The organism is Arhodomonas sp. KWT2, assembly GCF_041949875.1.
Taxonomy (GTDB): Bacteria; Pseudomonadota; Gammaproteobacteria; order Nitrococcales; family Nitrococcaceae; genus Arhodomonas; species Arhodomonas aquaeolei.
This window is the reverse complement of record NZ_JBHFPQ010000051.1, coordinates 91,110-104,745: the sequence shown is the minus strand read 5'-3', so window position 1 is coordinate 104,745 and position 13,636 is coordinate 91,110. Positions and strand designations below refer to the sequence as shown.

The window sequence follows — 13,636 nt, the reverse complement described above, 5'->3', positions numbered from 1 at the left end:
CCCTGGTGCTTCGGGGTGGTGAGCCAGAGGAGGGTGAGGGCATGTCCGTGCGGAGCTGCCTGCCGGTTGTGGTTGCGGTGCTGCTCGTCATGGTGTCGACGGCAGCCGCCGCGGCCACCGTGCAACCCAGCGGTGTCACACCGTCCCGCGATGACGAGCCGGTACTGACCCTGATCGCGCCGGATGGCCGTCACGAACTGTCCCTGGCGGATATCGAGGGGCGGCTGTCGCTGTATGACACGACCCTGACGACCGCAGAGGGCATGTCCGGCCGGTTCACCGGCGTTAAGCTGGCGGCGTTCATGCGGGCCTTCGGGCTCGACGACGCGCAACGGATCCGCTTCATTGCGGCGGATGACTACACGGTGTTCCTCACCCCGTCGGAGATCCATGACGGCGCGTACCTGTTGGCGACGCGCTTCAACGGCGCGCCCATGGACATCTCGGACAAGGGGCCGTTGCGCCTTCTCGTGCCGGCGCAGGCTCGCGCCGTGCGCGAGGGCGAGCGCTCCCAGGCCGACTGGATCTGGTCCATCGTCGAGATCCACGCTCGATGAGCCCGATCCGCCGGCTCTGGCTGGTCGAGATCGCGCTCTTCCTTGCGGCGGCGGTGCCGGTCGTCGGCCTCACCGCGGTATTCTTCTCCAACGCCTCGCGCGACAGCGGCGCCGACTACACCGCGTTCGCCGCGGAGGTCGTGCGTGCCCAGCAGGAGGAGTCGCGTCTGGGGCACGCGGTGACGCATTTCCTGGATCGCCCGGATGCCACCAACCGTCAGGCCCTGCTCGATCGCATCGCCATTATCCGCAACCGTCAGGAGACCGCCCGTCACGCGCTGGCGGCGCTGTCGTTCGGTGAGGCGTTTATCGAGCGTATGCGCGAACCAATGACGGATCTCGATCAGGCCCTGGAGCGGCTGGAGGCCGTCGTGCGTGGCGATCATCCGGCGCGCGGCCCGCTCGCCGATGTGGTGCGTGACCGGGCGTACGCGGTTCAGGACGGTATCGCCTACGTTTACAGCCAGATGCTGGACCGTGTGCTCCAGGGCTCCGCCGCCCAACGGCGTTTCATGGACCGGCTGGAGGTCGGACTGCTGGTGCTGGCGGGGCTGGTACTGGCCTTCATCATCGGCCTGATCGTCGCGATACGATTCCTGCGCGAGCAAAAGCGCGCGCTCACCGAGCGCACGGTCACGGACTATCTCACCGGCCTCGCCAACCGCCGCGCGATGGTGGACCGGGCCCGCGACGTGCTGGCCCTGGCCGCCCGCTCCCGTCTGCCGTGCAGCCTGGCGATCATCGACCTGGATCACTTCAAGCTCATCAATGACCGTTACGGCCACCCCGTCGGCGATAGGGTGCTGCGCACCCTCGGTGCACGGTTGCCGCAACTCGTGCGCGAGAGTGACGTCGTGGCCCGTCTCGGTGGTGAGGAGTTCTGCATCCTCATGCCGGATACGCGCCTCGACGGTGCCCGCGAGCTGTGCGAGCGTCTGCGTGCGGCGGTCGCGCGGCTGCGCTACGAGGCGGGCGAGACGGATCCCGTGGGGTGCACCGTCAGCATCGGGCTTGCCTGTACCGAAGACGGTGCAGAGAGTTTCGCGAGCCTGTATTCCCGTGCCGACCGCTCGCTCTATGCCGCCAAGGCGGCGGGCCGGGATCGTGTGCTCGACGAGCGCGACGTCGCCTGATCCGGGCGGCCGGGGAGGGGTAGCGTGAGGAGGCGCCGGTGGCGCTGATCGAGTTCGAGGACCTGCACATGCGCTACGGCGGTGCCGCCGGGCGCGTCGTCCTCGCCGGTGCGAGCGCTCGCGTGTCGCGGGGCGAGTTCGTGGTCGTCCTGGGGCGAAGCGGCTCGGGGAAGTCCACACTGCTCAATATCCTCGGAGGGCTGGATCGTCCCTCGGCAGGATCGGTGCGTTTCGACGGGCGGGCGCTGTTCACGCTGCCCGACGCGGCGCTGACCCGCCTGCGCCGGGCACGCATGGGCGTGGTCTTCCAGTCGTTCAACCTCATCCCCACCCTGACCGCCGCAGAGAACCTGCGCCTGCCGCTGGCGCTCAACCGCCTGGCGGACAACGGCCGCGTCGCGTCGTGGCTGGCCCGCGTCGGCCTCGAGGACCGCGGGACCGCCTGGCCGGAGCAGCTCTCGGGCGGCGAGCAGCAGCGCCTTGCCGTGGCCCGCGCGCTCATCCACGAGCCGGAGCTCATCCTCGCCGACGAGCCCACCGGCAACCTCGATATCGACAACGCCCGTGCCGTGGTCGCGCTGCTGGACGGGCTCTGCCGGGAGGCGGGGCGGACGCTGGTGATGGTCACCCACAGCCGTGAGGTCGCCGGGCTCGCGGACCGGTTGCTGACCATTCGCGGTGGCCGCCTGGTGCCGGTGGCGGACTGAGCATGCGCTGGCTGCTCCTCGCCGGGCGCCGGGCACTGCTGCGTGAGCCCTTGCAGCTGCTCATCGCGGTGGCGGGGATCGCCCTCGGCGTCGCCGTGGTGGTCGCCGTGGACGTGGCCAACCGCGCCGCCCGTTACGCCCTGGACGACGCGGTCACCCGGGTCGCCGGCGCGGCGACCCACCAGGTCGTCCCGGCGGGGGACGACCTGCCGGAGTCCGTGTACCGGCGGCTGCGGGTCCGCGTGGGCGTGGCGCGGGCGATGCCGGTCGTGAGCGGTGATGTCACCGTGGCCGGGCGGCGCTACCGCCTGCTCGGCATCGACCCCCTGGTGGCCGGGCCGTTCCGGACCGGCGTCGGCGCGGAGGCGGGCGCGCCGCTGGCCCCCATGCTTGTCCACGGTGACCGGATTGCCGTGACCACGGCCACGGCACGGGCGCTCGGTGTGGCCCGGGGGGACGTGCTGTGGCTGGACGCGGCGGGGGGCAGGCACCGGGTACGCGTCGAACGAGTGCTGGCCACGGTGGGAGGGCGCCTGGACGGCGTCATCCTCACGGACATCGCCGCCGCCCAGGAGCTGCTGGACCGGGTGGGACGTCTGTCACGCATCGATCTCATCGCCGACGCGGCGACCGCGGCACGGGTTCGCGGGGCGCTGCCGCCCGGCGTCCGGCTGTTCCCGGCAGGGCAGCGCCGGGCCGGTCTGGCCGGAATGACCCGCGCCTTTCACGTCAATCTCCGGGCCATGTCGCTGCTCGCCCTGGCGGTCGGGCTGTTCCTGGTGCTCAACACCATGAGTTTCCTGGTCGTGCGCCGGCGCGGGATGCTGGCGACACTGCGCGCGGTGGGAGCCACGCGGGGCCAGGTCGTGGTCCAGGTGCTGGCGGACGCCGCGCGCCTGGCCGCGGCGGGCACGCTGCTGGGCCTGCCCCTCGGTGCGGGCCTGGGGGTGGGGCTCAGCGGCCTCGTCGCCACCACCGTGGACCGGCTCTATCTCAGCATCCCCACGGTGGATCCCTGGCAGCCGACGGCGCTGGTTGCCGGCGCCCTGCTCGGGCTCGCCGGTCCGCTCGCCGCGGCGCTCCCCGCCGCGCTGGAGGCCGCCGGCGTCACACCGCGGGCAGGGCTGGCCCGGGCCCACCTGGAGGCGCGGGCCTGGCGCAGCGCGAGCCGTATGGCGGCGGCCGGTGTCCTCGCCGGGGTGGCCGGGACGGTGGTGATCCTGCGGACGTCCGGACTGATCGGCGGCTTCGCCGGTCTGTTCGCGGTGATCCTGGGATCGGCGCTGCTGGCGCCGGCGTGGGTCCGTCTGGCGGCCCGCGTCGGGGGTGTTGCAGGGCCGCTCGGCTGGCGACTCGCCGTGCGCGGTGCGTCCGCGTCGTTAAGCCGTACCGGTGTGGCGGTGGCGGCGCTGTCCGTGGCCGTGGCCACGGTCATCGGCGTGGCCACCATGATCGGCAGCTTCCGCACCAGCGTGGTCGACTGGCTGGACGCCAGCCTGCGCTCGGACCTCTACATCGATGCCGACGCCGGTGTGCCGGCGAGGTTCGCGGAGCGTGTCAAGGTCATGCCCGGGGTCGCCCGGGTCACGCGGGGGGCGCGGCGACGGCTCGCGGTGGCGGACGGCGAGATCACCGTCCGCGGGGTGAGCGTCACGGCGGCGGACCGCCGTGCCTATCCGGTGGTGCGCGGCGGCCCGGATACCTGGCGGGCGTTCAGCGAGGGCCGGGCGGTGCTGCTCAGCGAGCCCCTCGCGGCCCGCCTGGGGCGCGGTCCCGGTGACGCTCTGACCCTGCCCTCGCTGGACGGCCCGGAGACGGTAAAGGTGGCCGGCGTGTACCGCGATTACGCGAATGTGCGCGGGACGGTGCTCATGCGGCTGGGTCTGTTCCGCCGCTTCTGGGGCGTGGCCCGGCTCGACGGGATCGGCGTGGTTGCCGCGCCGGGCACGGACGTCGACGCCCTCGCCGCCCGGGTACGCGCCCGTCTGCCGGCCGGGGCCACGCTGGTGGATAACGCTACCGTGCGCCGGCGCTCGCTCGCCGTATTCGACCAGACCTTCCGGGTGACCCGGGTGCTCCAGCTACTGGCGGCCGTGGTGGCCTTCGTTGGCGTGCTGGGCGCGCTCATGGCGCTCCAGCTCGAGCGTGTCCGGGAGTTTGCCGTGCTCCGTGCCCTCGGGCTGACCCGGCGCGGACTCGCCGGCCAGGTCCTGGCACAGAGCGGCTTCCTCGGGGTCGCGGCGGGGATATGGGCCGTGCCCCTGGGGCTGGTGCTGGCGTGGCTTCTGGTGGCGGTTATCAACCGCCGCGCATTCGGCTGGGGGCTTGTCCTCGAGCTGCAGCCGGCCGCGCTGGCCCAGGGCGTGGCGCTGGCGGTGGCCGCCGCCGTGCTCGCTGCGGCGTGGCCCGCATGGCGACTGGCCAGGCAGATTCCGGCGGCCGGTCTGCGGGGCGATTAGTCTCAAGTAACGGGATGCCGTACCGGTGCGGGTATTTTGTTCGTGTGCTAATATACGCAATATCAACTAATATCTGACCGGGGACGCAACGCAACCGCATGGGCCTTCGTGAAATCGCCATCGGCGGCATATTCATCAGTCCGCTGCTCGTCTATCTACTCCTGGGAGTCATCGTCACGGTGTGTCTGCGCCTGCTCCTGCACCGGCTCGCCGGCCACGGCGCGCCCTGGCAGGAGGCGTGGTTCGACGCCGCACTGTTCGTGATCGCGACCGCCGCGGTCGCCTACCTGGGCGCGCCGGCGCCGGGGGGCGGCTGATATGGGCACCGCGCTGCGCATCCTCGCCACGCTCGTCGTCGTCGCGCTGGCCGTCGCCGCCGGTGCCTGGCTCTGGCACTACTATCTCTACTCGCCATGGACCCGGGACGCGCGGGTGCGCGCCGACGTGATCACCGTGGCGCCGGATGTCTCGGGCTGGGTGCGCACGCTGAGCGTCGCCGACAACCAGGGTGTCGAGCGCGGCGACGAGCTCTTCCGCATCGACCGTGCGCGTTACCGGGTCGCCGTCGACGAGGCGAAGGCCGCGGTGGCCAGTGCCCGGGCCCGCCTCGAGCGCAAGCGCCACGTCGCCGAGCGCCGCTCCCGGCTGACCCGCGAGGCGATCAGCACGGAGGACCGCGAGGCCGCACGTATCGATACCCGGGTCGCCGAGGCGGCGCTGGCGAGCGCGAAGGCCGACCTCGAGAAGGCCCGGCTGGAGCTTGAGCGCACCACGGTTACCGCGCCGGCGTCGGGGCACGTCCTCAATCTCCAGCTCGCCGAGGGCGACTACGCCAGCGCCGGCACCGCGGTGATGGCGCTGGTGAAGTCGGGCTCCTACTACGTCACCGGCTATTTCGAGGAGACGAAGATGCCACGCATCCATGCCGGCGACGCCGCCGAGGTGATTCTGATGAGCGGCGATACGCGCCTCGGCGGTCACGTCGCCGGCATCGGCCGCGGCATCGCCGACACCAACACCGCGCCCAACGGCCAGCTGCTGCCGCAGGTCCAGCCGACCTTCAACTGGGTACGCCTGGCCCAGCGCATCCCCGTGCGCATCGCCCTGGATGAGGTGCCCGCCGGTACCCGCCTGAGCGCGGGGATGACGGCGACGGTCCGCATAATCGACGACCGGGACTGAGTCGCCGTGCCGGTGCTCCTGGAGGCGTATCTCACGCCCTCACGCCAGGCCCTGCGCTTCGCGCTGAAGGCCACGCTGGCGATGCTGCTCGCGCTCTACGCGGCGCTGTGGTTCGATCTCGAGCGCCCGTACTGGGCCCTCATCGCGGCCGCCTTCCTGCAGATCCGCCCCATGAGCGGTATGGTCATCGAGAAGGGGCTGTGCCAGATCGGGGGGACCCTGATCGGTGCCGTGGCCGGGATCGCGGTGATGGCGCTCTCGGCCCAGGCGGCGGCGCCGGCACTCTATGCGCTCACGCTGTGGGTGATGGCCTGCGCCTATGCGGGCTCGCTCATGCGGGGCAATTTCACCTATGGCTGCGTGATGGCCGCGATCACAGCGCTGCTGGTCGTGTTCCTGTCGCTCAGCCAGCCGGACCGCGTGTTCGACGTGGCCGTCGCGCGCGTCTCCGAGCTTGGCCTCGGCGAGATCAGCGCCACCCTGGTGAGTGCGCTGGTCTGGCCGGTACGGGTGACCGACCATCTCGCCGAGCAGGCGGATGCGGCGATCAACTCGGCTTTCACCCACGCGGGCCAGCGCCTGGATGCGGATATGCCGCTGGCCACGGTGCAGCGCTCGCTGACCGCGAGTCTGGGGCCGCTGAACGTGCTCGAGGCAGACAGCCAGGCCGCCCGCTACGAGGGGCCGGGGGGTGGTGCCCGCATCCGCGCCGCCCATGTGCTCACCCAGCGCGCGATGCGGCTGTTTGCCGCCCTGGGCGGCATACAGCAGCTCCTGCGTGACCACCCCGGGCGTATCGGCGCGCCGCTGTGCATGTTCGCCGGCGAGATGGCCGAGGGCTTCCGGGAAGCCGAGTCCGCCCGCGGTGTCCCGACCGCCCGGCGCCACCTCCAGGCCCTGCGCGAACGGGCCCGGACGTATCCGGACGACGATCTCGATCCGCTCCAGCGGCGGGTGGTCACCGGGCTGCGCGCCATACTCGGCCACGCCATGGTCCTGCTCGACGCCCGCGAGGCGATCGCCCATCCCGGCCGCCACCAGCTCCGTTCCGGCGTACCCGCCTGGCACCGCGACCACGGCGAGGCGGCGGTGAACGCCCTGCGGGCCGGCGCGGCGTTCGCCGCCTCGGCAGCGTTCTGGGTCGCCACGCACTGGAGCGGTGGTCCCATCGCGGTGCTGATGGCAACCCTGCCGTCCGTGCTGTTCGCCAACCGGGACAACCCGGCGACGATCTGCACGATGTTCTTCAAGGGCATGCTCGCAGCGCTGCCGAGCGCCTTCCTGTTCGGACACGTGCTGCTCGCGCGGGCCAGCGGTTTCCCGATGCTGGCGATGCTGGTGCTCACACCGTTGTTCATCGGTCTGCTGGGGGCGGGGCATCGCCGGCTGGTGGGGTACTGCCTGCCGTTCACCATCTTCAATATCCTGCTCACCATGCCCGGCAACGGCATGGACCTGTCCTTTGACAACTTTGCCAACCGGGCCCTGGCGGTCACCGGCGGGCTCGCGGTAGCGACCGTGGGTTTCCGCCTGGTCCCCGGGCTCGGGGCATCCCTGCGCCGGCGCCGGCTGATCCACGCCATCGGTGTCGACCTCCACAGGTTGGCCCAGCCGCCCCTGCACGAGGTGGAGGCACGCTTCAGCGGCCGCATGGCGGACCGGCTCCTGCGGCTGGCACGCCACGACGACCTTCTCGACGAGGCGCACCGCCACCTGCTCATGATCGGGCTCAACGGCCTGGACGTCGGTATCGCCGGACTGCGGCTGCGTCACCGTCTGGATGGGGAGCCGCCGCCGGTCCGCGCGGCCCTGGTGGCATTGCTCGACACCCTGGCCGCCGCCTTCGTCGCCAGCGCCCGGGGCCACGCACCGGCGGACGTGGCCGCGGCCGCGCGCACCCTCGACGCCGCGCTGGTCGATCACGATGTCCTCGACGAGCGTGGACGGGCCCCGCTGCGCGGGCTGCTCGAACGTCTCGAACTGGCCCTGGCGCGCCAGGCGTCGGAAATGGGGCATCATCGTCGCGACGCGCCCGTGGCCGTGTCCGCGTGAGCACCGTGCCGTGGGACTGTGCCAGTATGGGGTCGTATGACCGGTGATCGGAGGATTCGGTGTGCGCGTGGGGCGAGCATGGGTGCCGGGGGCCGTTGTCTTGCTGGGCGTCATCGCGGCGGCCGGCGTGGGCGTCGGGGTCTGGTTCGCCGGTGCCCGCGCGCCGGAGCCCGGTGCCGGCGATACGGCCATGGCCGCGCTGCGCGGCGAGGCGTCCGGTTTCTTGCGGGTCACCGGCCCCCGGTCGCTGTCCTTTCCGCGGGATCACGGTGCCCATCCCGATTACCGCAGCGAGTGGTGGTATGTCACCGCTAACCTGCGCGACGCCGCGGGCCGCGCGTTCGGCGTGCAGCTCACGATCTTTCGTACCGCACTTGCGCCGTCGATGCCCCCGCGGCGCTCCGCCCTCGCCACGCGCCAGGCCTGGATGGGCCATCTTGCGGTCACCGACGTGGCCGCCGGCGGGCACCGCTTCGCCGAGCGCTTCCAGCGCGGTGCCCTCGGGCTCGCCGGCGCACGGACCGAGCCTGTCGTCGAGGTCTGGCTGGACGACTGGTCGATGCGCTCGCAGCAATCCGGCCGGCTCTTCCCCCTGGTCCTGACCGCCGGGGCCGGGGAGATGCGTGTCGAGCTGCGGCTGGATAACGCACGCGGCCCCGTCCTCCAGGGCGATGCGGGCTACAGCGTCAAGGGCGACGCGCCCGGCAACGCCTCGCGCTACTACTCCTACACCCGGATCGAGGCCCGGGGCAGCGTACGCGTCGCCGGGGCGCGTCACGACGTGCACGGCCTCGCGTGGCTGGACCGGGAATGGGGTACCAGCACCCTGGGGCCGGAGCAGACGGGATGGGACTGGTTCGCGCTACAGCTCGACGACGGCCGCGACGTCATGCTCTACCGGCTGCGCCGGCGCGACGGCGCCACCGACCGCCACTCCGCCGGCGTGGTGGTCGGCCCGGACGGCGTGCGCCACCGCCTCGATGCCGACGGTTTCCGGCTGACGCCGCAGGCCTACTGGCGCAGTCCGGAAACCGGGGTGCGCTATCCCGTGCGCTGGCGCCTGCGGGTGCCGGCTGCGGGGCTCGACGTCGGTGTGCGCGCCGTCGTTGCCGACCAGGAGATGCGTACCGCCTTCCGTTACTGGGAGGGCGCCGTGGAGGTGGCCGGCGACGATGTCGGCGGGCACGGCTACCTGGAGATGACCGGCTATGGCGGGGGCGACGAACACCCCGTGCGCTGAGGCTGCCGCACGTACCGATTCACGAACCGGCTCGCAGGCGAGCCGCCCTGACAGCGAAACGATGGAGGACCCCGGAATGATCGAGCCCTATAACTGCGTCGGCCTCGTGCCCACGGTACGCGGGATACGCAAGCGCGCCGACATCATGACCAACATCGAGCACATCCGGCACCTCACCAAGGCCGCCTCCTGGCTGTCGAGCCTGGACATCCCGGTGCGGCTGCTGGTGCTGCCCGAGGGCGCGCTGCAGGGGTTCAACGACGAGGTGCTCGACCTGGATCACGTGGCCTTCGCCCGGGAGTGCGCGATCGACATCCCCGGCCCGGAGACCCGGGCGCTGGGGGAGCTCGCCCGCGAGTACGACTGCTACGTCATGGCCCAGGCCAAGGCCCGGCACCCGGACTGGAAGGACCGCTTCTTCAACGTGGGCTTCGTGATCGACCCGGACGGCGAGGTCATCCTGCGCCACTACAAGCTCGCCAACCTCTACCCGGTGGAACACGGGCTCACGCCCTCGGACATCTTCGACTGGTGGGTGGAGACCTACGGGCGCAACCTCCAGGCCTTCTGGCCGGTGGTGGACACCGACATCGGGCGCCTCGGCATCATGATGGCCAACGAGGCCTCCTACCCGGAGAACGGCCGCGGGCTCGCCATGAACGGCTGCGAGGTCGCCTACCGGGCGTCCTTTCCCCATCCGCACACCGGCAACGATTTCTTCGAGATCTCCTCCCGGGCGCGGGCGCTGGAGAACAACATGTACGTGGTCGCCCCCAACATGGGGACGTACTACCTCTTCGACGACTCGGATCTCCCCATCGACACGTTCGGCGGGCGCTCGCACATCGTCAATCACCGCGGCGCGGTGGTCGGCCGGCAGGATTACGGCGCCGGCTCCACCTACCTGGCCGGCGTGATCGACATCGAGCAGCTGCGCCACCACCGCGAGAAGGCCCAGGTCTCCAACTGGCTCAAGGACGTGCGCTCCGAGCTCGCCCGGGTGATATACGACAGCGACGTCTACCCCAGCAACCTCTACATGGACCGCGCGCCCATGGACCATGCGGAGTACCGCCACGAGGTCATCGACCACCAGGTCGGGCTGATGAAGGAACGCGGCATCTGGAAGGACTCGGTGTACCGCGGCGGGGAGTGACTGCGGCACCGCTCAGCGGCAGGGGGCCGTCTCCGGCGGGCCCCCGCCCGCGTGGCGGTGACGTTCCAGCGCGTCGCTGACCCCGGCGAGCCCCTCTCGGGCGAGCCGGGGCCGGAAGGCCTGGCGGAAGATCGCGAGCAGGCTGATGCCGGCGACGCGGGCATCGTGCACCAGCCAGCGTTCCCCCGGGCGGTGGAGCAGGATGTCCACGTCGACGTCGCGCCGGTCCTGCGGCCGCAGGGCAACCCGTACCACCGCACGACGCCCGTCCTGCCGGATCAGCCGGTAGCCGATGTCGCCGGTGCGCGCGAACTCGACGATGCGTGGTGCGAACACGCTGACGGCGGTGGCGTACACCGCCACGAGGTGATCGGTGAGGGCGCGGGTGAAGCGCGTCCGCGCCCCGGGAGGGGCGTCGGCCCAGTACGGTCCGGCCACGAACCGGGCCGCCAGCGTGGGGTCGAGGAGCTCGCGGTAGTGCCGCTCGATGAACGCCCGCGTGCACGCGGGCTCGTCGGCCAGGGTGGCGGCGTGGGTGCGCACGAACACGAGCCCTTCGTCCACGGCCTCCCGAACCAGTGTCACCGGGCCCGTCCCGGTGGCGGCCCGGGTGGTGAGTGTGACCAGGCAGGCCGCGACTGCGGCCGCCAGTATCCATCGCCGCGGCATGTCCGGCCTCCCCCGGCAGGCTCATGATTGAGCCGGGATCATATCCATCCTCCCGGAGGCCTTGTCACGCGCCGGATGCGGTGTGCGCCGGCGGCGTGCTTGTCGCGGCCCCGGCCGCTCAGGCGGCCTCGCTGCAGCGCGCGGCGGTCTCCCCGCCACGGCTGCGCTCCCGGGCCTCGCCGGCGAGCAGGCGCCGCCCGGCGGTGAAGCTCACCGCGGCGCACAGCACCATCACCACCGCCATGTCCACCGCGGGGGAGAGGCCCACGGCGCCGACCATCCCGCCGGCGAGGGCGCCGAGCCCGAACTGGAAGAAGCCGAACAGGGCCGATGCCGCGCCGGCGTTGTTCGGATAGGCGTCGAGCAGGCCGGCCACGGTGTTGGCGCCGACCAGCCCGACCATGCCCACCGCGAAGAACAGCGGCAGGGCGATCCCGGCGAGCCCGCCGAAGCCGGTCAGACTGTCGAGGAGCAGAACCACGCTGCTGGCAAAGGTCACCGTTGAGCCGACCGCGAGCAGCCGGTGGTAGCCGAAGCGTGCCACGAGCTGGCTGTTGACCAGGTTCGCGAGTACCAGCCCGACCACGTTGGCGGCGAAATAGAAGCCGAAGGCCCGGGGGCTGACCCCGTAGACGTCGATGTAGATGAACGAGCTGCTGGAGACGTAGGCGAACAGCGCACCGAAGGCCATGCCGCCGCAGATCAGGAACGCCAGCGACCGGCGGTCGCGCAGGAGCACGCCGTAGGCGGCGAAGTGCGCGGCCAGCGGCGCACCGTCGCGGTGCTCGCGGCCGTTGGTCTCCGCCAGGGCGGTGCCCACGGTAACCAGGCAGACCGCGGCGAAACCGGCCAGCACCCAGAAGATGCCGCGCCAGCCGAGCCCGGCGACGATCTGGCCGCCGACCAGCGGCGCCAGCAGCGGTGCCACCGCCATCACCAGGATGACGAACGACAGGATCCGGGCGGCCTGGCTGCCGCGGTAGGTGTCGCGGATGATGGCGCGCGAGACCACCGGGCCGGCACCGGCGCCCAGCCCCTGCAGACCCCGGGCCGCCAGCAGCATCGGCAGGCTGTCCGCGGCGGCGCACACCAGGCTCGCCACCAGGTAGAGCACGATACTGAAGGCCAGCACCGGCCGGCGGCCGAAACGGTCGGAAAAGGGGCCGTAGATGAGCTGGCCCGCCGCGAGCCCGATGAAGAATACGCTCAGGCTCTGCTGGGCGGATGCCGCGGACACGCCGAGCTCGTCCGCCAGGGCGGGCAGCCCGGGCAGATAGAAGTCGATGGACATGGGGCCGAAGGCCGTGAGCAGGCCAAGGATGAGTATCAGGCCCAGCCCGCCGTTGATCGTCGCTCGCGTCATGGATGGCTCCGCTGGCCGCCGGCGGGTGAATTCCGCCGGGGCGTTAGAACGGGGAATATTAGCATGCAACCTTTTATGGTGGCGAGATCCGGGCCCTTCAAGCCCGACGATCGGTGCGCGGCCTCCGGCCAATGCCTGACAATCGCTGCCGTAAGGTGGGTATGATGCGGGGACGTCCCGTCGACCGAGGGTCCCCGATCATGGGCGCCGTTCTCCCCCTGCGTACCCGTGCACCCGACAGCCGTCCGCTGCCGCCGGCGGAGGAGGGGACGGTTGCCGACCTCGTGGCCCGCCTGGCGGAGGCACGTGCCCTGGTACTGACCGGCGCGGGCTGCAGCACCGGCTCGGGAATCCCCGATTACCGCGACGACCGCGGGCGCTGGAAGGGTCGGGCGCCGATGCAGTACCAGGCCTTCGTGGGCAGTGCGGCCAACCGCCGGCGTTACTGGGCCCGCAGCCTGGTGGGCTGGGCGCGGGTCGCCGCGGCCCGGCCCAATGACGCCCACCGGGCGGTGGCGGCGCTGGCCGTCGCCGGCCGGCTGAGCGGCGTGGTGACCCAGAACGTGGACGGATTGCACCAGCGCTCGGGCGCCACCGGTGTGGTCGACCTTCACGGCCGGCTCGACCGGGTGGAGTGCCTGGATTGTGGTGCGGTGATCGACCGTCACGCCTTCCAGGAAACCCTGCTCCACGACAACCCGGACTGGGCGGGTATCGCCGCGAGCCATGCCCCGGACGGCGACGCCGACCTCGATGACGTGGACTACGATGCCTTCCGCGTGCCCGCCTGCCGGCGTTGCGGCGGCGTCCTCAAGCCCGGCGTCGTGTTCTTCGGTGAGGGGGTGCCCGGCGAGCGCGTGACGCTGGCGATGGCGGCCCTGGAGCGGGCGGGTCTGCTGCTGGTCGCCGGCTCCTCGCTCATGGTCTGGTCCGGCTACCGGTTCGTGCGCGCCGCCGTCGACCGCGGCATCCCCGTGGTGGCGGTCGGCCGCGGCGTCACCCGCGCCGAGGGCGAGCTCGCCTTCCGCGTGACCGGCGACTGCGCCGAGGTCCTGCCCGCCCTGGCGGCCGGGGTGGGGGCGTGGCGGGGGTAGGGCCGTACGGTCGTCCCGCGCCGC

Annotated in this window: 12 protein-coding genes; 10 read left to right on the top strand and 2 right to left on the bottom strand. The window is 71.9% G+C overall.

Features of this window, described 5'->3' with window-relative positions:
* Window positions 1–41: 41 nt before the first annotated feature.
* The 9 genes from ACEZHJ_RS15860 to ACEZHJ_RS15820 all read left to right on the top strand — a co-directional run bounded on the left by ACEZHJ_RS15860 (window position 42) and on the right by ACEZHJ_RS15820 (window position 10,486).
* Complete coding sequence (locus ACEZHJ_RS15860; protein ID WP_018716394.1) at window positions 42–557, top strand: molybdopterin-dependent oxidoreductase; 516 nt, start codon at window positions 42–44, stop codon at window positions 555–557.
* The gene (locus ACEZHJ_RS15855; RefSeq protein WP_018716393.1) at window positions 554–1,690 is read left to right on the top strand and encodes a diguanylate cyclase; all 1,137 of its coding nucleotides are present in this window, start codon (window positions 554–556) and stop codon (window positions 1,688–1,690) included. The genes ACEZHJ_RS15860 and ACEZHJ_RS15855 overlap by 4 nt, the downstream gene beginning before the upstream one ends.
* 38 nt (window positions 1,691–1,728) lie before the next feature.
* Entirely contained in the window at window positions 1,729–2,397 is a 669-nt protein-coding gene (locus ACEZHJ_RS15850; RefSeq protein WP_018716392.1) for an ABC transporter ATP-binding protein, read from the top strand.
* A 2-nt stretch (window positions 2,398–2,399) separates the two neighbouring features.
* Window positions 2,400–4,856: an FtsX-like permease family protein gene (locus tag ACEZHJ_RS15845; protein WP_375036696.1), complete on the top strand. Its 2,457-nt coding sequence runs from the start codon at window positions 2,400–2,402 to the stop codon at window positions 4,854–4,856.
* Between the two features lie 98 nt (window positions 4,857–4,954).
* Entirely contained in the window at window positions 4,955–5,173 is a 219-nt protein-coding gene (locus ACEZHJ_RS15840) for a DUF1656 domain-containing protein (RefSeq protein WP_163139812.1), read from the top strand.
* A gap of 1 nt (window position 5,174) precedes the next feature.
* A complete protein-coding gene (locus ACEZHJ_RS15835; protein WP_375036695.1) occupies window positions 5,175–6,038 on the top strand; it encodes an efflux RND transporter periplasmic adaptor subunit in 864 nt (287 codons plus the stop codon).
* Between the two features lie 6 nt (window positions 6,039–6,044).
* Entirely contained in the window at window positions 6,045–8,090 is a 2,046-nt protein-coding gene (locus ACEZHJ_RS15830) for an FUSC family protein (RefSeq protein ID WP_375036694.1), read from the top strand.
* 100 nt (window positions 8,091–8,190) lie between these two features.
* Window positions 8,191–9,330 (top strand): lipocalin-like domain-containing protein, encoded by a 1,140-nt coding sequence (locus ACEZHJ_RS15825; protein WP_375036693.1) that lies wholly within the window; start codon window positions 8,191–8,193, stop codon window positions 9,328–9,330.
* A gap of 76 nt (window positions 9,331–9,406) precedes the next feature.
* The gene (locus ACEZHJ_RS15820) at window positions 9,407–10,486 is read left to right on the top strand and encodes a nitrilase-related carbon-nitrogen hydrolase (protein WP_018716386.1); all 1,080 of its coding nucleotides are present in this window, start codon (window positions 9,407–9,409) and stop codon (window positions 10,484–10,486) included.
* 12 nt (window positions 10,487–10,498) lie between these two features.
* On the opposite strand, the gene ACEZHJ_RS15815 is transcribed toward ACEZHJ_RS15820, so the two are convergent.
* Both ACEZHJ_RS15815 and ACEZHJ_RS15810 read right to left on the bottom strand, forming a co-directional pair.
* Window positions 10,499–11,155, bottom strand: a complete 657-nt coding sequence (locus ACEZHJ_RS15815; protein ID WP_018716385.1) for a phospholipid-binding protein MlaC — start codon at window positions 11,153–11,155, stop codon at window positions 10,499–10,501.
* A 118-nt stretch (window positions 11,156–11,273) separates the two neighbouring features.
* Entirely contained in the window at window positions 11,274–12,518 is a 1,245-nt protein-coding gene (locus ACEZHJ_RS15810) for a Bcr/CflA family multidrug efflux MFS transporter (RefSeq protein ID WP_018716384.1), read from the bottom strand.
* Window positions 12,519–12,718: 200 nt separating this feature from the next.
* Between ACEZHJ_RS15810 and ACEZHJ_RS15805 the strand changes: the two genes are divergently transcribed.
* Window positions 12,719–13,612, top strand: coding sequence for an NAD-dependent protein deacetylase (locus tag ACEZHJ_RS15805; protein ID WP_018716383.1), 894 nt, complete (start codon window positions 12,719–12,721; stop codon window positions 13,610–13,612).
* Window positions 13,613–13,636: the final 24 nt, after the last annotated feature.

Excerpts from the sequence above, each read along its gene's own strand:
- ACEZHJ_RS15835 (WP_375036695.1), top strand. The coding sequence starts at position 5,175 with ATGGGCACCGCGCTGCGCATCCTCGCCACGCTCGTCGTCGTCGCGCTG.
- ACEZHJ_RS15855 (WP_018716393.1), top strand. The coding sequence starts at position 554 with ATGAGCCCGATCCGCCGGCTCTGGCTGGTCGAGATCGCGCTCTTCCTT.
- ACEZHJ_RS15840 (WP_163139812.1), top strand. The coding sequence starts at position 4,955 with ATGGGCCTTCGTGAAATCGCCATCGGCGGCATATTCATCAGTCCGCTG.
- ACEZHJ_RS15860 (WP_018716394.1), top strand. The coding sequence starts at position 42 with ATGTCCGTGCGGAGCTGCCTGCCGGTTGTGGTTGCGGTGCTGCTCGTC.
- ACEZHJ_RS15845 (WP_375036696.1), top strand. The coding sequence starts at position 2,400 with ATGCGCTGGCTGCTCCTCGCCGGGCGCCGGGCACTGCTGCGTGAGCCC.
- ACEZHJ_RS15805 (WP_018716383.1), top strand. The coding sequence starts at position 12,719 with ATGGGCGCCGTTCTCCCCCTGCGTACCCGTGCACCCGACAGCCGTCCG.
- ACEZHJ_RS15820 (WP_018716386.1), top strand. The coding sequence starts at position 9,407 with ATGATCGAGCCCTATAACTGCGTCGGCCTCGTGCCCACGGTACGCGGG.
- ACEZHJ_RS15815 (WP_018716385.1), bottom strand. The coding sequence starts at position 11,155 with ATGCCGCGGCGATGGATACTGGCGGCCGCAGTCGCGGCCTGCCTGGTC.
- ACEZHJ_RS15810 (WP_018716384.1), bottom strand. The coding sequence starts at position 12,518 with ATGACGCGAGCGACGATCAACGGCGGGCTGGGCCTGATACTCATCCTT.